The sequence below is a fragment of the Pseudomonas sp. BS-2016 genome, from assembly GCF_001806145.1.
Taxonomy (GTDB): Bacteria; Pseudomonadota; Gammaproteobacteria; order Pseudomonadales; family Pseudomonadaceae; genus Aquipseudomonas; species Aquipseudomonas lundensis.
The window spans coordinates 349,191-368,929 of sequence record NZ_MLCT01000018.1; the positions used below are offsets into that span (position 1 = coordinate 349,191).

17 protein-coding genes are annotated in these 19,739 nt (G+C 61.2%); 9 read left to right on the forward strand and 8 right to left on the reverse strand.

Translation table 11 applies throughout. The annotated features are described in order from the left end of the window. Nucleotides 1-64: 64 nt before the first annotated feature. Both BKD70_RS10145 and BKD70_RS10150 read left to right on the forward strand, forming a co-directional pair. The gene (locus tag BKD70_RS10145; protein ID WP_047273428.1) at nucleotides 65-1,267 is read left to right on the forward strand and encodes an MFS transporter; all 1,203 of its coding nucleotides are present in this window, start codon (nucleotides 65-67) and stop codon (nucleotides 1,265-1,267) included. A gap of 14 nt (nucleotides 1,268-1,281) precedes the next feature. After that, nucleotides 1,282-1,677 (forward strand): hypothetical protein, encoded by a 396-nt coding sequence (locus tag BKD70_RS10150; RefSeq protein WP_047273427.1) that lies wholly within the window; start codon nucleotides 1,282-1,284, stop codon nucleotides 1,675-1,677. A 68-nt stretch (nucleotides 1,678-1,745) separates the two neighbouring features. Here BKD70_RS10150 and BKD70_RS10155 read toward each other — a convergent pair whose 3' ends face one another. From BKD70_RS10155 to BKD70_RS10170, 4 genes are read right to left on the reverse strand one after another with little or no spacing between them, the layout of a single operon-like run. Beyond that, a complete protein-coding gene (locus tag BKD70_RS10155; RefSeq protein ID WP_047273426.1) occupies nucleotides 1,746-2,624 on the reverse strand; it encodes an HlyD family secretion protein in 879 nt (292 codons plus the stop codon). Nucleotides 2,625-2,634: 10 nt separating this feature from the next. After that, the gene (locus BKD70_RS10160; protein ID WP_016781859.1) at nucleotides 2,635-2,835 is read right to left on the reverse strand and encodes a DUF1656 domain-containing protein; all 201 of its coding nucleotides are present in this window, start codon (nucleotides 2,833-2,835) and stop codon (nucleotides 2,635-2,637) included. Then, complete coding sequence (locus BKD70_RS10165) at nucleotides 2,825-5,011, reverse strand: FUSC family protein (protein ID WP_047273425.1); 2,187 nt, start codon at nucleotides 5,009-5,011, stop codon at nucleotides 2,825-2,827. The genes BKD70_RS10160 and BKD70_RS10165 overlap by 11 nt, the downstream gene beginning before the upstream one ends. Nucleotides 5,012-5,069: 58 nt before the next feature. Then, nucleotides 5,070-6,581 (reverse strand): efflux transporter outer membrane subunit, encoded by a 1,512-nt coding sequence (locus BKD70_RS10170; RefSeq protein ID WP_047273424.1) that lies wholly within the window; start codon nucleotides 6,579-6,581, stop codon nucleotides 5,070-5,072. Nucleotides 6,582-6,801: 220 nt separating this feature from the next. On the opposite strand from BKD70_RS10170, the gene BKD70_RS10175 reads away from it, so the two are divergent. Further along, on the forward strand, nucleotides 6,802-7,734 hold the full coding sequence (locus BKD70_RS10175) for a LysR family transcriptional regulator (protein ID WP_047273423.1): 933 nt from the start codon (nucleotides 6,802-6,804) through the stop codon (nucleotides 7,732-7,734). A 127-nt stretch (nucleotides 7,735-7,861) separates the two neighbouring features. Then, the gene (locus BKD70_RS10180) at nucleotides 7,862-8,851 is read left to right on the forward strand and encodes a D-glycerate dehydrogenase (RefSeq protein ID WP_047273422.1); all 990 of its coding nucleotides are present in this window, start codon (nucleotides 7,862-7,864) and stop codon (nucleotides 8,849-8,851) included. A gap of 12 nt (nucleotides 8,852-8,863) precedes the next feature. Here the strand turns inward: BKD70_RS10180 and BKD70_RS10185 are convergent, their stop codons facing one another. Continuing rightward, on the reverse strand, nucleotides 8,864-9,760 hold the full coding sequence (locus BKD70_RS10185) for a DMT family transporter (RefSeq protein WP_047273421.1): 897 nt from the start codon (nucleotides 9,758-9,760) through the stop codon (nucleotides 8,864-8,866). A 135-nt stretch (nucleotides 9,761-9,895) separates the two neighbouring features. Between BKD70_RS10185 and BKD70_RS10190 the strand changes: the two genes are divergently transcribed. Beyond that, a complete protein-coding gene (locus BKD70_RS10190; RefSeq protein ID WP_047273462.1) occupies nucleotides 9,896-10,771 on the forward strand; it encodes a helix-turn-helix domain-containing protein in 876 nt (291 codons plus the stop codon). Nucleotides 10,772-10,775: 4 nt separating this feature from the next. Here the strand turns inward: BKD70_RS10190 and BKD70_RS10195 are convergent, their stop codons facing one another. The 3 genes from BKD70_RS10195 to BKD70_RS10205 all read right to left on the reverse strand — a co-directional run bounded on the left by BKD70_RS10195 (nucleotide 10,776) and on the right by BKD70_RS10205 (nucleotide 14,992). Further along, complete coding sequence (locus BKD70_RS10195; RefSeq protein ID WP_047273420.1) at nucleotides 10,776-13,211, reverse strand: TonB-dependent receptor; 2,436 nt, start codon at nucleotides 13,209-13,211, stop codon at nucleotides 10,776-10,778. 240 nt (nucleotides 13,212-13,451) lie between these two features. Further along, complete coding sequence (locus BKD70_RS10200) at nucleotides 13,452-14,438, reverse strand: FecR family protein (RefSeq protein WP_186347813.1); 987 nt, start codon at nucleotides 14,436-14,438, stop codon at nucleotides 13,452-13,454. Further along, the gene (locus BKD70_RS10205; protein WP_080960300.1) at nucleotides 14,438-14,992 is read right to left on the reverse strand and encodes an RNA polymerase sigma factor; all 555 of its coding nucleotides are present in this window, start codon (nucleotides 14,990-14,992) and stop codon (nucleotides 14,438-14,440) included. The genes BKD70_RS10200 and BKD70_RS10205 overlap by 1 nt, the downstream gene beginning before the upstream one ends. 181 nt (nucleotides 14,993-15,173) lie before the next feature. On the opposite strand from BKD70_RS10205, the gene BKD70_RS10210 reads away from it, so the two are divergent. The 4 genes from BKD70_RS10210 (at nucleotide 15,174) to BKD70_RS10225 (ending at nucleotide 19,687) form a co-directional block, all read left to right on the forward strand. Further along, nucleotides 15,174-15,662 carry a sigma-70 family RNA polymerase sigma factor gene (locus BKD70_RS10210; protein ID WP_047273461.1) on the forward strand — a complete coding sequence of 163 codons (489 nt, stop codon included), beginning with the start codon at nucleotides 15,174-15,176 and terminating at the stop codon, nucleotides 15,660-15,662. Continuing rightward, the gene (locus BKD70_RS10215; protein ID WP_047273417.1) at nucleotides 15,659-16,624 is read left to right on the forward strand and encodes a FecR domain-containing protein; all 966 of its coding nucleotides are present in this window, start codon (nucleotides 15,659-15,661) and stop codon (nucleotides 16,622-16,624) included. Before BKD70_RS10210 ends, BKD70_RS10215 begins: the two co-directional genes overlap by 4 nt. A gap of 95 nt (nucleotides 16,625-16,719) precedes the next feature. Next, nucleotides 16,720-19,056 carry a TonB-dependent Fe(3+) dicitrate receptor FecA gene (gene fecA / locus BKD70_RS10220; protein WP_047273416.1) on the forward strand — a complete coding sequence of 779 codons (2,337 nt, stop codon included), beginning with the start codon at nucleotides 16,720-16,722 and terminating at the stop codon, nucleotides 19,054-19,056. A gap of 202 nt (nucleotides 19,057-19,258) precedes the next feature. Continuing rightward, nucleotides 19,259-19,687, forward strand: coding sequence for an HPF/RaiA family ribosome-associated protein (locus BKD70_RS10225; protein WP_047273415.1), 429 nt, complete (start codon nucleotides 19,259-19,261; stop codon nucleotides 19,685-19,687). The last annotated feature ends 52 nt before the right edge of the window (nucleotides 19,688-19,739 follow it).

Consider the following 19,739-nt stretch of genomic DNA (forward strand, 5'->3'; position numbering starts at 1 on the left):
GCATACCCCGTTCCTCCAGCCCTAAAAGACGCCTACTGTGCGGCCTCTGATCAAGGAGGCGGTCATGGCCTATCGCACTAAAATCGCCGCGGTGTACCTGCTGAGCTTTGCGCTGGATCTGGTGAACATGTTTGCCGTGTCGATTGCCTACCCGCAAATCGGTGTGGATCTGCAGGCATCGGTATCGCAACTGGCCTGGATCGGTAATGCCTACATGTTGGGCCTGACCCTGATTATTCTGCCCAGTGTGTGGCTGGCAGCCGTGGTGGGCGAAAAGCGCCTGCTGCTGATTTCACTGGGGGTGTTTACGGCGGCGACCTGGGGGGTGGCGCAATCGACCTCGATTGAAACGCTGATCGGCTGGCGCCTGCTGCAAGGGCTGGGCGGCGGGTTGTTGATCCCGGTGGGACAAGCCATGGTGTATCGCGAATTTCGCCCCCATGAGCGGGCGCGGCTGACATCGGTGATCCTGCTGGTGGCCCTGATGGTGCCGGCCCTGTCACCGGTGCTGGGCGGCTGGGTGGTAGAGGCGACGTCATGGCGCTGGGTGTTTTATGCCAACCTGCCGCTGGCGCTGATTGCACTGATACTGACGCAGTGCTGGGTCCGGCCCGTCACTCAATCGGCACGGCCCGCGCCGGTGCGGCTGGCGACCCTGGCGCACCTGCTCAAAAGCCCGCTGCTGCGCGTCGCGATGCTGACGTACCTGTGCATTCCGGGGATTTTCATTGGCACACAGCTGGTGAGCATTTTGTATGTGCATCAGTTGGGTTACGGCCCGGCACAGACCGGTGCGCTGATGCTGCCCTGGGCGCTGGCGTCCGCACTGGGTATTGCCCTGAGCCGCTACCGGTTCAATCGGTGGGGGCCCAAACCCTTGTTGCTGGCAGGCATGAGCGCGCAGGCACTCGGCATCGCCTTGTTGATCCAGCTGCAGGACGGCCCCCTCTGGTTGCCCATGGCGCTTTACGCGCTGATGGGGTTTGGCGGCAGCCTGTGCAGCAGCACAGCACAGAACACCGCCTTCATTGACGTATCCGCTGAACACATGGCACCCGCCAGCGCGCTCTGGAACCTCAACCGGCAGTTGAGCTTTCTGCTGGGCCCGGCGCTGATGATGGGCCTGTTCAGTGCCTTGAGCAGCATCACCTCGACGTCCCACGCCTTTGCCCTATGCTTTGCCATCGGCGCTGGCATGACGCTGGTGCCGCTCATTCCCGCTTTACGCCTCAATACTCCACGCGTGCTGGCCTTGCTGGCGCCCTGACTCAAGAGAATGTGATGACTGACTACTCGCGCTACTTCGACCTGGTCCAAGAAACCCACGTCGAGATTGAAGGCTGGTTTTGCGGGCTGGAACCGGGCGTACTGCCCACGTTGCTTGCCCGCTTCTCAGCACAGTTTTCGATGATCACGCCCAGCGGCAATACGCTCAATTTAAGTAGCATGGAAGCCCTGTTTGAACAGTTGCGCGGGGCACGCCCGGGGCTGGTCATCACCCTCAGCGAATTTCAAGGCATCGCCTTATACGCAGGGGGGGCGGTCATCGGTTACCGCGAAGTGCAGGAAGAACACAACGGCAACCGAACCGATCGGCGGGCCACCGCTGTGTTTGAGCAAGACGCTCACGGCACGTTGCTGTGGCGTCATCTGCATGAGACGTTTGTCGCGGGTTAACCCTCAGGGTGTGTTCCCGCGTCATGGCAAGCCGCGTCGCTGGCTATAGGTGGTAGGCGCACAGCCACTTAGTGCTCGGGATGCGTGTCCACGTCATCCTGTTGCACGATCACGGTACAGGTGGTGCCGGCAGCGAGCAGGAACCCCTCGGGGATTTCGTCGATGTGGATACGCACGGGCACCCGCTGGGCCAGACGCACCCAGTTGAATGTCGGGTTGACGTCGGCCACCAACTCGCGGCTTTCGGGGTTGTCCCGGTCGTAGATGCCGCGCGAGATGCTCTCGACGTGACCTTTGAGCACTTCGCCACTCATCATTTGCAGTTCGGCTTTATCGCCCACGCGGATGTGCGGCAGTTTGGTTTCTTCGAAGAAGCCATACACCCAGAACGAGTCTTTATCGACCACCGCCATTTTCGGGTCACCGACCCGGGCGTAGTCGCCCCGGTGCACATTCAGGTTGGTGACGTAACCATCGACCGTGGCCAGTACTTGGGTGCGTTTGAGGTTCAGCAGCGCGGCATCGAGCTGGGCCAGCGCGTGCTGGTAATCGGCCAGGGCCGAGTCCGCGATGTTGGTGGCGTCGTCACGGTTTTCTTTTGAGATCACCAGGTTGTCCATGTCCGCCCGGCGATGGGCGTTGAGCTTGCGCATCTCCCACGTGGCCTTGCGCGAAGCCACCAGCGACTGGGCCTGTTTAACGGCAATTTCGTAGTGTTCGGGGTCGATTTCCAGCAACACGTCGCCCTTTTTCACCAACTGGTTGTCCTTGACCGGCACGTTGACCACGTAACCGTTGACGTCCGCCGCGACGTTGATGATGTCGGCGCGCACGCGGCCGTCGCGGGTCCAGGGGGTGTTCATGTAATGCACCCACAGGGTTCGGCCGATCCATATTGCAAGGGCCAAAACCAGCAAGGTGGCAAGCAGGCTGAAGAACTTTTTCATCGGATCGGTCTCAACGGTAAACAGTGAGCGCCATGGCGCCAAAAAGACAAGCAAACAGGCTCAGGCGCAGCAGCGCCGGGTGCCAGAAGAAGCGGTACAGGTCGTAGCCGGAAAACAGTCGGTCAAAGCCCCACGCCAACCCCGCCGCGATAAAAAACATCAGGGTCATGGTGGGCATATAGACGCCGTGGAAGGCGATTTCACGAGGCATGTTCAAGTCCTTGCGGCTGCGCGTAGGCGGCCAGCGGCGATTGCGGATCCAGCAGTGAGGTACGAATGAAGTGCAGGTAGCTTTGCACCCGGACCAACGCCGAGGTGTCGAAGTTGCGGGCAAACGGTTCGTCGGTGGCCTGCACCCGGCTGATGGCGTGGTCCACGGCGATCAGGGCGCGTTCCAGGTTGCTTTCGCCGGGGCTGATAAACAGGCGCACCAAGGCCCGGCCCATGACGCGGATCGCCTGGCGCCAGGGCTGAGATTCGGCGTAGGCCGGGTGAATCGGCAAAATCGCTTGTTCTTTACGCAATTCGATAATCGCGTGGCCCACTTCCAGCACCACGAACATCCAGCGCAACAAGGTCCGTTGCACCTGCGGCTGACCGGCGGCCAAACCGTAGGCCTGATTCATCAGGTCGCGGGTGCGGCTTTCGAGGCTGGAGCTCAAGCCTTTCAACTTGCCGCTGATGGCGTACACCACTTGCTCGCGCAGGTCTTGCTCCAGACGGCTCCATAACCAGCGGCTGTTAGGCGGCAGGATGATTGCGCCAGCAGCGGCGCAGACCAGCATGCCGATGACCATGGCGATGTAGTCGTTGATGAACTGGTACGGGTTGTAAACGGTCAGGTTGTCGGGCACTGAGCCGGTGCTGAAAAAGATCAACAACCCCAGCCCGACCCCGGCGTAATTGGCACGCGATGTCAGGAATGAGCCGAGCATGATCACCGGGGTCAGCACCAGGCACAGCAACGGGAAACCGTCGATGTGGGGCAGCACGAAGAACATCTCGAAAAAACCCACCACCGCACCGATGAACGTCCCGCAGGCCATTTGAAAAGCCATGCGCTTGGGGTTGGGCGTCGCCGCCGACAGGCCCACCGTGGCGGCGGCAATCAGGGTCATGGTGGCGCCACTGGGCCAGGCCGTCATCACCCAGTACGTGCCCAGCACCACCAGAATGAACGAGGCCCGTATGCCCGAGGCCGCTGCCGACCACCAGTTGGTTTGCGAGATGAACGGTTGATCCCAGCGCTCGCGCTCGTGGGTGTGATCGGCCAGCGAAGCGTGGGTCAGTGCGTAGCTGAGCATGTCGTCGACAAACCGGTACAACAGCTCATAAGCGGTGTTGAAGTCCAGAAAGTCCGAAGGGCTGGGGTCGGTTTCCAGAAACTGGACCCGCAGGTTGCGCACGTGCTCCGGCAAACCGGCCTTGAACGCCGCCAGTTGTTCAGCCAGCACGGCGGCGTCCTTGTCGGTCAGCGAACGGCCGCTGTAGGTGTCGAGCAACTGCGCCAGCAGCTCCAGCTCCGGCTCAATGGCGCCCACCACTTGCACCACGCCACGGCTGCGCAGACGGGCCAGCAATTGGTGCAGCGCATTGAAGCGCGTGGTGATGGCCATGAACTCGCTGTTCAGGCGGCTGAGGCGACCGCTGCGGCGGCGCATGTGCGGGTCTTCGAAGACGGTCACGCTGCGCATGCCTTCGAGCCCGACACTTTCGCCAATGAAACGCACGTTGCTGGATTCGTAGTCTTGCTGGGTGGACTGGCCGCGCAAGCCTTGGGCCACGAATCCGGCGAACACACCGAAGCGCTGGTACAAGGCGTTGTGCATCGCCGCGCCTGCGGTTTTCGGCAAAATCGCGGCACTGATCACGGTGGAGCAGAGGATGCCGAGCGAGATTTCCAGCACCCGCCACACGGCGGCCATGAACGCGCCATCGGGGTGCGCCAGCGCGGGCAAGCCCACCATCGCGGCGGTGTACCCGGCCAGTACAAAGCCATAGGCGCGGAAGTTACGGCAGCGCGCGGCACCGGCCGAGCAAATGCCGACCCAGATCGCCATGGCACCGAGAAACAGGGCGGTGTTTTGCGCGAACAGCGCGATCAGCGCCACCATCACGGCCGAGCCGGTCAGGGTGCCCAAAAAGCGATAAAAGCTTTTAGCGAACACCTGACCGCTCTGCGGTTGCATCACGATGAACACGGTGATCATCGCGGTACGCGGCTGCGGCAACTCCAGGCGCATGGCCAGCCACAGGGTCAGAAACGCCGCGACCAGTACTTTGAAAATATGCACCCAGGTCACGCCATCGCTGCGTGCCCAGTCAAAAAAGCCTCGGCGCCATTCCAGCGAATACAGCCAGCGTACCGGGGCGGGCAAATGGTTCATCTATAGGCTCTCAGCGTTAGCCATCAGGGGTTTGGAAGTCATGGAAGGCGAACGAAGATCAATGGTTGAAAATCGCCATCACCGCTGGCGGTTTGTCCGGGACATAGCGGTCGTCCTTGGGCACGTCGTTGCCCGCCCCCAGGCCGCCACCCAGCGCCGTCACCAGCTCGGCATGGGCACTCAGGCGCGCGGCCTGAACCTGCTGCTGAATCTGCTGCTGTTTGAACAGCAGGGTTTGTGCGTTGAGCACGTTGAGGTAGTCGGTCAGGCCGCGCTGGAAGGCGACCATGGCGATGTCGTAGGTTTTCTGCGCCGCTTCAACCGACTCGGCGGCGAATGCTTGCTGTTTTTCCATCGACTCACGTTTGATCAGTTGATCGGAAATGCCCTTGAGCGCAGTGACCAGGGTCTGGTTGTACTTGGCCACGGCCATGTCATACCCGCCTGAAGCCACCCCCAATTCGGAGCGCAATCGGCCGCCATCGAAGATCGGTAACGTGATGGCCGGGCCCACGTTGTAAGTGAGTTTTTTACCGGTCAGGAACTCCAGCGCCCCGCCGCCGGTGGCCATGAAACCGATGCTGCCCACCAAATCAACGTTGGGATAAAAACCGGCATGGGCGACGTCAATGCCGCGTGCTTGAGCGGCGACTTCCCAGCGGCTGGCGACCACGTCAGGCCGTTGGCCGAGCAACTCGGCAGGCAAGGCAGACGGCAATTTGAGGGCGGTGCCCAACGCCAGTGTCGGGCGCTTCAATCGGGCGCCCTCGCCCGGACCTTTACCGGCCAATGCGGCCAACTGGTTTCGGGTCAAGGCAATTTCTTCTTCCTGCGCATCGATCTGACGGTGAATCTCCGGCAGCGGGGCTTGCGCCTGACTCACTTCAAAATGTGTACCGATGCCGCCATCCAGGCGTTTTTGCGCCAGGTCGAGAATTTGCTCCTGCTGGTGCAGGGTCGACTCGATGATGTCGAGCTGGGCGTAATGCAGCGACAACTGGATGTAGGCGCGGATCACGTTGTTCTGCAATTCGAGCTGGGCCTGGCGGGCTTCGGCGGCACTCATGTGCGCCATGTCCACGGCCTGTTCGGTGGCATTGCTTTCACGGCCCCACAGGTCGAGGGCAAAACTGAAGCCCAGCGCCGCGTTGTTGTCCCAGGTGGTGGCGTTATCCAGCGCGCCCGGCCCATAGAAGGGGTCGGACGGCCAGTTATGACGTTTGAGCGTCGATTCACCATTGATTTGCAGCGACTCGGCAGACTCGGCCACACCCGCCATGGCTTTGGCCTGACGCACACGGGCGGCGGCCATGGCCATGGTGGGGCTGCCCTGCACCGCGAGGCTGATCCAGGCATCCAGTTGGGGGTCGCCATAGGCGTGCCACCACTGGGCCCTGGGCCAGTTTGCGTCTTTAGCGGCGTCTTGAATCGCTTCGTCCGTGGCCAGGGTATTGGCGGACATCATCTGGCTTTTGGGGCCGATGCCACCGAAACCGATACAGCCGTTTAATGCTAACGATAAAGCCAGAACACTGAGGGCTTTAAGCTCTCTGCTGATGCGACGCGGCACTGCTGCAAATTCCTGCATGAGGGGGAGAAGGCTTGAGTCGGATAAGTCTATGGGTTGGCACACGCAACGATAAGCTGGCATAACTGTGAATCTTTATTACCGTTATCAGGATAATCCGTTGGTCGAATGCATAAGCCTCGGTAAACACTGAAACTTCATGTCACAATTTGTTGCTGTCTACGTTGTTGTTGTCCCTTTTATTGCCCTCTGAGAGCACCCCATGGACACCTTGCAAAACATGCGCGCGTTCAGTTGCGTGGCTGAAGCCGGAAGTTTTACGGCGGCAGCCGCCATGCTGGATACCACTACCGCTAACGTGTCGCGCGCGGTCTCGAACCTTGAGGCCCACCTGCAAACCCGCTTACTGAACCGCACCACCCGGCGCATCGCCCTGACCGAAGCCGGTAAACGCTACTTGCTGCGCTGCGAGCAAATCCTGGCCTATGTAGAAGAAGCCGAAGCCGAGGCCAGCGACGCCCACTCGCGCCCTGCCGGGCAATTGAAAGTGCACACCATGACCGGCATCGGTCAGCACTTTGTGATCGACGCCATTGCCCGCTATCGCAAGACCCACCCGGACGTGACCTTCGACCTGACCCTGGCCAACCGCGTCCCGGACTTGCTCAACGAAGGCTATGACGTGTCCATCGTGCTGGCCAGTGAGCTGCCGGACTCGGGATTTGTGTCCCAGCGTCTGGGCATTACCTACAGCATTGTGTGTGCCTCGCCCGGTTACGTGAAAGCCAACGGCACCGCGACCAAACCCAGCGACCTGCTCAACCACGCCTGCCTGCGGCTGGTCAGCCCGGTCATACCGCTGGATAAATGGGTGTTCGACGGCCCTGAAGGCCAGGAAATGGTGCTGATTAACACCTCACCGTTTTTGGTCAACTCGGCTGACGCGATGAAAACCGCGATCACCAGTGGCATGGGCGTGGGCGTGTTGCCGGTGTATGCGGCCATCGACGGCCTGCGCAACGGCACCCTGGTGCGCATGCTGCCCCAGTACCGCTCGCAGGAACTGAACCTGTACGCCATCTATCCGTCGCGCCAGTACCTGGATGCGAAGATCAAAACGTGGGTGGAATACCTGCGCGGTTCGCTGCCGGAAATTTTGACCGCGCATCAGACAGAGTTGGCGACGTACAGCTGACCCGCAGCCAGCCCCTCCTGATCTTCTCCCCCCGCGAGGGAGGATCGGGAAGGGCTTGAAACGCTGCAATCTTCGGCCATGAATGTTAGCGTGCTCACATTCCCGCCAGCCGATGAGCCTTGTTCCGATGAGCCTTTCCAGCACAAAGAAAACCGTTCTCGCCTTCAGCCGCGTCACCCCCGAGATGATCGAGCGCCTGCAACAGGACTTCAACGTCATCGCGCCCAACCCCAAGCTGGGCGACATCAATGAACAGTTCAATCAGGCCCTGCCCCACGCCCACGGTTTGATCGGCGTCGGGCGCAAATTGGGCCGCCAGCAGCTGGAAAACGCCACGCAGCTGGAAGTGGTGTCCAGCGTCTCAGTGGGTTACGACAATTACGACGTCGACTACTTCAACGAACGCGGAATCATGCTCACCAACACCCCGGACGTGCTCACCGAAAGCACGGCGGACTTGGGCTTTGCCCTGATCATGAGCAGCGCCCGGCGTGTCGCAGAACTGGACGCCTGGACCAAGGCCGGTCAATGGCAGGCCAGCGTGCCGCCTGCGCTGTTCGGTTGCGATGTGCATGGCAAAACGCTGGGCATCGTCGGCCTGGGCAATATCGGCGCGGCGGTGGCACGCCGGGGCCGTTTGGGGTTCAACATGCCGATCCTCTACAGCGGCAACAGCCGCAAGACCGACCTTGAGCACGAGCTGGGCGCGCAATACCGCAGCCTTGAGCAGTTGCTGGCCGAAGCTGACTTCGTGTGTCTGGTGGTGCCGTTGAGCGAGAAGACCCGTCACCTGATCGGTCAGCGTGAGTTGCAGCTGATGAAACCCAGCGCCATTTTAGTGAATATTTCCCGTGGCCCCGTGGTGGACGAAGCCGCGCTGGTCCACGCCCTGCAACATGGCACGATTCGCGGGGCCGGGCTGGATGTGTACGAAAAAGAGCCGCTCAGCGACTCACCCCTGTTCCAGCTCAAGAATGCGGTCACCCTGCCCCATATCGGCTCCGCGACCCACGAAACCCGCGACGCCATGGCCCAGCGCGCGCTGGCTAACTTGCGCAGCGCGTTGCTCGGCGAGCGGCCGCAGGATCTGGTCAACCCGCAGGTGTTCAAAGGCTGACGCCGGGCAGCCTCAAGCCACTTTGGCCTGCAACACCGGCCGGGCGGGCTTGCGAAACACCAGCACGTTGCCAAGCATCACCAGCACCAGCCCCATCAAGGCCGGTGCTGTCCACTGATACCCCTCCGCGAAGGCCGACACGTTGAGCGCCACCAACGGGAACAGCACCGTGCAATAGGCGGCGCGTTCCGGGCCCATGCGCCCCACCAGCGTCAAGTACGCGGTAAAGCCGATCACCGATCCGGGGATCACCAGGTACAGCAACGAGCCGATATAACGGGTGTTCCATTCCATGTCGAACGGGATGCCCCTTATCACGCAGTACAGCGCCAGCAGGCTGGCGCCATACAGCATGCCCCAGGCGTTGGTGGTCAGGGGTTTGAGGCCGGCCTTTTGTTGCAGGCTCGACAGCAAGTTGCCTGCCGAAAAACACATCGTACCCAGCAAGGCCAACCCCAGGCCCAACATCGTCTCAGGGGTTGCGGTGTGTGCACTCACCTCGGGCCAGAACAGAAAGCCCAGTCCGGTCAACCCCAAACCACCGCCCAGCAGCACGTTGCGGGCGATTTTCTGCTTGAAGAAGATCCGCGCGTTCAACGCGTTCCACAGCGTGGCGGTGGAAAACACCACCGCGATCAAACCGGTGGTCACCCATTGGCTGGCGGTTAAAAAACACATGAAGTTCACGCAAAACAGGCACAGCCCCTGAGCCAGGCAAATCAGGTGCCCGCGCCGGTTCATGACCTGCAATGTGCGGCTGAGCAACAACAGCGCAAACAGCACCAGTGCCGCCAGCCCAAAGCGATACACGATGGACACCGGAATCGCCACCACACCCAGTTGCAACTTGAGGGCGATCCAGGTGGTGCCCCAAATCAACACGGTCAACACATATAACGATAGGTTCATGGCGCGCTCCTGAAGGTGGGCCTCAGTGTGAATCCGCGCCCGTGGGCGCACTTGCAGATTCTTGCGCTTTTGTTGGGCGCAGGGCTGGCAGTGCGCGCACGCAGGAGTAGGATGCAAAACGTTGGAGAACTGACCATGCCTGCTTTCGATACCCTGCAAGTGTTTCAATCCATGAGCCGCTCGCCCAATGCTCGCCTTGAGCACAGTGCCGAGCTCGGTGACGGCATGGCCGCAGCCCTTTGGAGCAACCATCACGACGCCCGCGACTACCAAGCCCCGACCCACCACACGTTGTCGTGCTACATCTCGGGCGGCACCGGCACGTTTCGCCGGGAACAACCGGGCACCAAAGGCGCGCCGGGCAAACTCTGCGTATTACCCGCCGAGCATGCGTCGGCCTGGGTGATTAATGGCGCGATTCGCCTGGCCCACGTGTACGTGAGTCAGGAGCAATTCGCGCTGGGCTGCATTCATTTGCTGGATAAAGAACCGCGCACCCTGCAATTGCGCGAGTTCACGTTCCTGGACGACGCACAGCAGACCGGGCGCTTTCATCAATTGTTAAAACTCAACTGGGCCGAACCGGGCGAGCGCCTGCTCACCAGCAGCCTGGCCAATGAATTGCTCGATCATGCCGTGCTCAGTCAGGTCGGCAAACGCGACGGTTTGCCACTGAAAGGCGGGTTGGCGGCGTATCAACGTCGGCAGTTGGTCGAGACCATCGAGCAGCAACTGGCCGAGCCATTGAGCATCGGCCAACTGGCGGCGCAGTGCGCGTTGTCGCCCTATCACTTCGCCCGGATGTTTCGCGAAAGTGTTGGTCTGGCGCCGCATCAATACGTCTTGGCCAGACGCCTGAACCGGGCGCGGGAGTTGTTGCGCCACAGCTCACTGGCATTGGGCGAGATTGCACTGGCCTGCGGTTTTGCCAGCGCCAGTCACTTCACCAACCGGTTCAGGCAAACCCTGGGCGCGACGCCGGGCGAATACCGCGCGGCGTTCAGGCCCTGACGCCTCAAAACTCCAGCGTGCTGGCCACCGAGACTTGCCGAGAATCCCCCATGGAGACGAAGGTGCGGCTTGCTGCCGAGGTGTAGTAGGTGCGGTCGAACAGGTTTTTGAGGTTGAGTTGCAGTGTGACCTTTTGCCCTTCGACCCGGGTGTCGTAAGTGGCGAAGGCATCGGCCACGGTGTAACCGGGCAGGTCGAAGTCATTGAGCGCATCCCCGGCGCGCTCGCCCACATACCGGGCACCCGCCCCCACGCGCAATTTATCGCCGCCCACGACCGTGCCAAAGTCATACACCGCCGACAGCGAGCCACTGTTTTTCGCCACGTTTTGCAGGCGCATGCCCTTGTAGATCGGGTCCTTGGTCACTTGCGCATCGGTGTAGGCATAGCTGCCGATCAGGCTCCACTGCTCGCTGAGCTGGCCACTGACGTCCAGTTCCAACCCGCGCGAGCTGACTTCGCCCGCCGCCGAATACACCGTGTCGTCGCCCACGGTGGTAGACACCAGTACGTTGCGTTTTTTGATGTCATACAGCGCCAGCGTGCCCGTGATGCGCCCCGGCATGTCCAGTTTGGCGCCCACTTCCCAGGACTTGGCCTGTTCGGGGGCTATGGCCGAGTCCAGCACCACGCCACCGGTCAGCGGGGCAATGGTGGAGTTGGGTTTGAACGACTCGGTATAGCTGCCATAAAACGACAGCTCATCGGTGTAGCGGTACACCAGCCCGGCACGCGGAACCCAGGTCTGGCCGTCGGTGTCGGTGTTGGCGGTGAAGGGGCGACCCTTGCCTGCCAGTTGGTCGTATTTCTGGAAGCGCCCGCCCGCGACGAAAATCCATTGATCGGTGAGGTGAATCGAGTCCTGCAGGAACAGCGAGTCGCTGCGCAGCACATCGGTCTGATTGCTGTCGCTGGCGCTGACGGTGGTGCCCGCCACCTCCTTGCCGTACACCGGGTTGAGGTAGCTGAAAGGGTACTGGCTGTTCTGGCGGATCAGGTCGGCGCGATAGATTTTGCGGTACTCGTCGTCCAGCCCAACCACCAGATCGTGTTGCATGCCCGCCGCTTGCACCTTGCCTTGCAGGCTGACCGTGGCAAAGCGGTCGGTGGTGATTGCGCCTTGGGTGCCGTCCATTTTGCGCGTCAGCGTGCCGGTCTTCGGATTGACCGCCGTGACCCGCACCTGACTGGCGTCGTAGGTTTCGCGGTTCCAGCTGTAGCCAACATGGGCGCTCCAGTTGTCGTTGAGGGTGTGGTCGACTTCCAGCCGGTACAGGTCCGAGCGCCCTTCCATGTTGTTGAAAGGTTCATCCAGACGGCGGGTGGCCGGGATGTCCAACGGGTGGTTGGTGGCCGGGTTGACGGCCGTTCCACGGTCAAACGGCGACAGGAATTCGCGGTGCTCGTACGCCAGCAACACCTGCGTAGTGTCCCCATACCACGCCAGCGAAGGCGCGATCAGCGTTTCACGGTGAGTGCCGAAATTGCGCCAGTAATCTTCGTCTTCGTGGTCAACGATCATCCGATACGCCAGCCCCGACTCGCCCAGTGCGCCGGTGCTGTCAAAACGGCCGCCGCTGCCGTTTTTGCCCGAACCGTAGGTCGAGCCGCGCACGGTCAGCGCGTTGAACTGCGCCAGTTGCGGCTTTTTGCTCACCACATTGACCACACCGCCGGGGTCTTGAATGCCATACAGCAACGACGCCGGGCCCTTGAGCACTTCGACCCGCTCAGCCGTGGCATTGAGCGCCCGGCCCTGCACCAGCGGCATGCCGTCGCGCATGATCGAGCCGTCGCGATTGTCGCCAAACCCGCGTTTCATCACCGAGTCCTGAGTGCTGCCCAGTGTGTTGCCCTGGGTAATGCCGCTGATGTTGTTCAGCGCGTCATCCAGATTGCGCGGCGCTTGGTCGCGGATCACCTGCGCGGCCACCACGTTGACGGTTTGCGGGATCTCCATGCTGTCGCCCTGCCCGCGCATGACCGAGGTCACGGCAGGCGGCTGGTAACTGAAGTCGTCCATGGCCAGCGACGTGATGCTGGTCGCCCCCAGATTCAAGGCCCCGGCCGTGGGCGCAGGCTCAAGGGCGAAGGTATTGGCGTCGGTGCGACGCGCATTGAAGCCCGACTGGGCAAGCAATTGTTGCAGCGCCTGCTCGGCACTCATGCGGCCGTTGATGGCGGGCGCTTGCAGGCCATAGGGCGCTTCGTCGGTGTACACCACGCTCAGGCCGGTCACGCGGCTGAAGTCATTCAAGGCTTGCGGCAAGGGTTCTGCGGGCAGGTTGAACGCAAATTGCGTCGCGCTGTGCTGCACCGGGGTGTCAGCCGCGATGGCCACACTCAACGGGGTTAAGGCCAGACCGACCATCAACAACGCCGAAGCGCCTAACCCCTGTGTAATCGAACCGCGATGCGCTGACCTTGCCTGGGACTTCATGCTCATGACCTGTGTGCCGACCTGTTACGTAATGCGAATTTTTCGCATTTTCAAGCACTACACGGATGGGCGCGGGGTATACCTCACCCCCAGACTGAAAAATAATTGCGCCGTTTTCTCCTCCCCCGCCCCCTCTTGCGCAAGGAGAGGGAACGGGATGTGCGTGAACTGAGGTTCACCTGCTACCGGCCCCGGTCTCATGTGTAAACGATGTCCCCGGTCTCTACCGTGAGGGCCGTGTCAGCGCAACACGATCAAGCGCCCAAACACGGTGTTCTGTTCAAACCCCAGCACACCTTGCAGCGAATTGAGCACGGCCTGGGGGTCATGGCTGGGGAAGCTGCCGCTGATACGTCGCTGACCCAACTCGGTATTCAACAGTACGATCTGGCCCGGGAAGTAGCGCTTGAGATCGGCCACCACGTCCACCAGCGGGGTTTTCGAATAGGTCAGCCAGCCTGATCGCCAGCCCAGCCGAGCCTTGCTGTCGACCCCCTGCACAGCACCCGACACCCCGCCGTCATACGCCACTTGCTGGTCGGCGCTGAGAATCTGCTGAGGCGCGTGCGCACCGGCCTTCACGCCGACGCGCCCGGACAACACCGTCACTTGCGCGCCTTCCGGTTGCCTGCGCACTTCAAATTCGGTGCCCAGCACTCGCGCTTCGCCGTTCTGGGCGTCCACGACAAAAGGCTCGCCCGTGTGGCTGACCTGAAAAAACGCCACGCCACGTCGCAATTGCACATGGCGCTCGCCGCCGCTGAAGTTCACCGCAATGGCACTGTCGGCATCCAGCGTGACCCGGGATTGGTCCGCCAGTGTCAGGGTCCGAACCTGGCCTGGCGCACTGACATAATCGGCGCCCAGGTCGTCGATCCAGCGCGCCGGCTGCCACCCGGCGAATACCCCGAGCATCAGCAGCAGGCACGCCGCGACGGCCACGCCACTGGACCATTGCCAGACGCGGTTGCGTTTCGAGACGTTCATGGCCGACAGGTAGCGCTGCATGACCAGCGCCTCTTCTCCGGCCAACCGGCTGCCCGCCACTTCGCTCAACTCCCACACCACCTGGGCTTGTGCGTAGGCCTCGGCATGGGCGGGGTCGGCGTGCAGCCAGCGGCTGAAGGTGGCCTGATCGCCGCTGTCGGGCTGGTCGTGCAATACGCTCAACCATGCCAGCGCGGTGCGCTCTTGCTCGGGCGTTACCTCAATCGTCGAACGGTTCATCACGGTGCTTTCCCGGTCGGCGGCTCACGCAGGCTGGCCTTGCAGGCCTCAAGGGCGCGCATCATATGTTTTTCCACGGCGCTTTGGGACACGCCCATGACCTTGGCGATCTCGGCATAGGTGCGGCCATGAATGCGGTTGAGCAAAAAGATATGCCGCGTGCGTTCCGGCAAACCGCGCAAGGCAGCCTCGACTTGACGCAAATCATTGCCCGCTTCCAACGCAGCCTGCGGCTCGCAGCCGTGGGTGTCAGCGTCTTGCTGCCAGTGCTGATTGATCCGCCCGCGCGAGCCTTCGCTGCGCAAATGGTCAATGGCGATATTGCCCGCGCAACGCAATAAATAGGTGCCCAATTCTTCGACCTGCACCAGCGGGCGACGCCAAAACCGCACGAACAAATCCTGCACCAGATCCGCCGCGGTGGCCCGACAGCCCACGCGACGACTGACCAAGGCTTCCATTTGCGGGCGCTGGGAGAGAAACACCTGAAGGAAATGCGCACGTCCATGGCGCGATTCGCTGTCAGGGCCTTCCTGATGTTGGGGAGGATTCATGGGCGTCGAAGGTGGGCTAAAGGAAAGCGATACTAATGATAAATATTCTCATATGCAAAAGCAGATGATGGCCTGCGCATCCGCCTGACGATCGTCAGTGATTGCTCAAGACAAGGGCTCACCCCTACAATGCGAACAATTCTTGTTCTCTAAAGCGCGCTCGGTGCACTCGGGGTGGTGGTTGTCGCAGTCAAATACCATTGAAGGCCTGTATCTGGACCACCACCGCTGGCTCACGGGATGGCTGCGGCACAAGCTCGGCTGCCCGCAAGGCGCCGCCGACCTGGCACAAGACACGTTCATGCGATTGCTCACGGCACGGGAGACGCCGGACATCGCGCAGCCCCGGGCGTTTTTGACCACGGTCGCCAAGCGCGTGCTGTTCAATCATTACCGTCGCCAAGACCTTGAGCGTGCTTATCTGCTGGCCCTGGCCGAGCAACCGCAAGCGCTGGCGCCCAGTGAAGAAGAGCGCGCCATCATCCTGCAAACCCTGATGGAGCTGGACCAATTGCTCGACGGCCTGCCGTCCCCGGTCAAGCGTGCCTTTTTACTCGCACAAGTCGATGGCCTCAGCTACGCCGACATCGCTGCGCAACTGGGCATTTCGATTGCGACCGTCAAACGTCATTTGAACAATGCCGCCATGCGCTGCTATTTCGCGCTATGAACGGCGTCTTCAACACCCCGCCAGAGATCGCGCCACAGGTCGCTGAACAGGCCGTGAGCTGGCTGGTGGAAATGCAAGGCGGCGCGCTGAGCCCGCGGCGCCAGCGCGCGTGGCAACAGTGGCTCGACGCCCATGCTGAACACCAGCGGGCGTGGGACCACATTCAGCGAGTCAACCAGCGCCTGCGCGGGTTGTCGTCGCCCCTCGCCCACGCGGCCTTGAACGCCCCGCAAACGCGCACCCGGCGTCAGGCCCTGAAACTGTTGCTGCTGTTAGGCGCCGGGTCGGCCATGACCTACGGCCTGCGCGAGCAACTGCCGCTGACCCCGCTGCTGGCCGATTACAGCAGCCCGATCGGCCAACGGCGCACTGTGAACCTGCACGACGGCAGCCAGATCCGCCTGAACACCGGTAGTTCGGTGGACGTGAGATTCGATGCACAACAACGGCTGATTCGCTTGCTCGACGGCGAGGTGCAAATGACCGTCGCCCAAGAGGCGCGCCCCTTGCACGTGCACACGGCTCACGGTGTGTTGCAGCCGGACAAGGCGCGTTTCAACCTGCGCCAATTCCGCGACCGCACCCACATCGCCGTGTTTGAAGGACGCGTGCAACTGGCGCCACAGGCCTACCCCGGCAGCCCGTTGCAACTCGAAGCGCGCCAGCAAGTAAGCTTTACCCCTCAGGCATGGAGCACCCCACACGCACTCGACGCGGGCAGCGGCGCGTGGGCCGATGGCGTTTTGGTGGCCGCGCACATGCGCCTGGAAGACTTTATCGCCGAACTGAGCCGATACCGTCGCGGCCAGCTCCATTGCGATCCCAAAGTCGCCAACCTGCTGATTTCCGGCACCTACCCGATTGACGACACTGAACGCGTGCTCGATCTGCTGCACGTCAGCCTGCCCGTGCGGGTCAAGCGATTTACCCGTTATTGGGTGACGGTTGAGTCCAACGTTTAAGCGGCTGATTTTTATGTGCCGCCGTGAGCCGATTTCACATCTCGCGTGACAGAGCAGGTAAGCCCCCTCACTTTTGACCTGCTCGGAAACCCGTCATGCCTGTTCAGCCTTCACGTCTCTCTCCACTGGCCCGTCTGGTGCTGGGCGCCAGCCTCAGCCTGGGCGTACTTCCCCAGGCGCTGGCCGACGCCCGGACCTATCACATTGCCCCTGCTTCGCTGGAGGCCGCGCTGAACCAGTTTGGTCGCGAAGCCGGTGTGCTGATTTCATTCGGTTCGGCCACTGCCAGCGGCCTGCAAAGCCGTGGCCTCGACGGTGACTTCAGCACCGAGCAAGGGCTGCACACCCTGCTCGAAGGCACTGGCCTGCAAGCCCGCGCGGAGGGTGAAGGTGCGTTCAGCCTGCAACCGGCAAGCACGCCCGCAGTGCCCGCAAGCATCGAGCTGGGCGCCTCCACAGTGGTCGGCGACTGGTTGGGCGAGGCGGCACAAACCGATGTGTTCGAACACCCTGGCGCCCGGGACGTGATTCGACGCGAAGACTTCGAACGCCAGGGCGCCACCTCGGCGCGGGACGTGCTCAACCGCATCCCGGGCGTCAACGCGCCCGAAAACAACGGCACCGGCAGCCATGACATGGCCATGAACTTCGGCATTCGCGGCCTCAACCCGCGTCTGGCCACCCGCTCCACCGTGTTGATGGACGGCATCCCCGTGCCGTTCGCGCCCTATGGGCAACCACAGTTGTCGTTTGCCCCAGTGAGCATGGGCAATATGGACGCGGTCGACGTGGTTCGGGGTGGCGGCGCAGTGCGCTACGGCCCGCAAAACGTGGGCGGGATCGTCAATTTCGTGACCCGCGCCATTCCCGACGCGCCCACGGTGAAGGCCGGCTTTCAGACCCAGACCAGCCCCTCGTCCAGCCACGACGGCTTCAAGACCACCGGCAACGTGCTGGCGGGCGGCACGGCCGACAACGGCCTGGGCGGTGCGCTGCTGTACTCCGGCACGCGCGGGGGCGACTGGCGCGAACACAGCGACACGCGCATTGATGACCTGATCCTCAAGGGCAATTACTCAATCGATGACGCCAACAGCGTGCATGCCATGGCCCAGTACTACGAGGGTGAAGCCGACATGCCGGGCGGTTTGAGTACAGCGGCCTACAAAGCGGATCCGTATCAGTCGACACGCCCCAACGACAAATTCTGGGGCCGTCGCACGCTGGTCAACGTCGGTTACCGCTATCAGCAAGAGCGTCGCGAATTCACGGTCAACAGCTTCTTCACCAAAACCCTGCGCAGCGGTTATCTGGACCAGGGCACCTTCCTGTCACTGTCACCCCGTGAGTACTGGGTGCGCGGGATCGAAACACGCTTCTCCCAGGGGTTCGATCTGGGCAACACCACCCATGAAGTCGGCGTCGGCTATCGCTATATCAACGAAGCCGGGCACGAACTGCGCTATCGCACCCCGATTGCTGCCAATCAATTACCGACCACCAACAGCCGCAATGACCGCGACACACGGGGTGAGACCGAGGCTCACGCGTTTTTCATCGATGACAAGATCGACATCGGCAAATGGACGTTCACACCCGGTATTCGCTACGAAATGATTGAACAGCAGCAGACCAACCTGCTGACCCACGTTAAATACAAAGGCGACTACAACACGGCGCTGCCCGCACTGAACGTGCTGTATCACGTCAACGACAGCTGGAATCTCTACGCCAACACCGAAGGCTCGTTTGGCAGTGTGCAATACAGCCAGATGCCAAACCGGGTCAGCGGTGGCGAGGTCAAACCGGAAAAAGCCCGTACGTGGGAGCTCGGCACCCGTTATGACAATGGCAACCTGCGGGCGGAGATCGGCGCGTTTCTCATCAACTTCAATAACCAGTACGACAGCAACCAGACCACCGACACCGTCATTGCCCGGGGCAAGACGCGGCATCAGGGCATCGAGGCGAGTGTCAATTACGCGCTGGAGGGCGTGAGCCCGATACTCAGCGGGTTTGATGTCTATGCCACCTATGCCTACGTGGATGCGACTATCCGCGAAGAGGGGCCTAACAAAGGCAATCGTGTGCCCTTCTCCTCCAAAAACAAAGGCACCTTGGGCATCGGTTATACGCAAGGGCCGTGGAAAGCCAACCTCGACAGCAGCTACCAGACCGATCAGTTTGCGGACAATGCCAATACACGCGCAGAAAGCGCTGACGGCAGCACCGGAAAGATCCCTGGCTACATGGTGTTCAGCAGCCGCGTGGGCTACGACTTCGGCCCACAACTGGCGGACCTCAACGTCGCCGTCGGGATCAAAAACATCCTGAACCACGAGTATTTCACCCGCTCGTTCGACGACAACAACAAGGGCAAGTACGTAGGAGAACCGCGCACCGTGTACCTGCAGACATCTGTCGCATTTTGATTCAAATCGTTAAAGGCCCGGCTGCCCGGGCCTTTATGGCTGCCAAAGACTGACGCCGATCACAGTGCGCAACGTTTGCTGAAAATAGTGCTTGAAATATTTGCTCATCGGCTCAAACACTGTAACTGAGCGATGACGATGAACCTTTGTCCACTCGAGGCCGTCACAACTCACTCGAGCAAGCTGAAATAAGGGAAGCATTATGCAAATTAACGTCTTTTCCGATAAACACATCGACAGCGACAAACGCACTCAGGAATGGGTACAAGCAACTGTTGAGGTTACGCTCGAACGCCACTTGGAGGACCTGACTCGGGTCGAAGTGCATCTGAGTGATGAGAATGGTGGCAAGTCCGGTCCCAAGGACAAACGCTGCAAAATGGAAGCACGGCCAAAAGGCCATCAACCGATTTCCGTTTCCCAGGACGCCGATTCGCTGACGCAAGCCGTGGAAGGCGCTGCAGCAAAACTGGAGAACGCGCTGGAACATCTGTTCGGCAAACTGCGTGGCAAGCATTCGCCAAAACTGGCGGTTGAAGGGTTTGAAGAAAAAGAACCCAAAGAAAGCGCTGACGATTTGCTGGAAGAAGAGTTTTTGGAGAAAGAAAAAGAACTCGACAAAATCAGCTGATTTAGCCAAAAGGACGCACTAAAAAAGGGCGGGTCTACTTCGGTAGACCCGC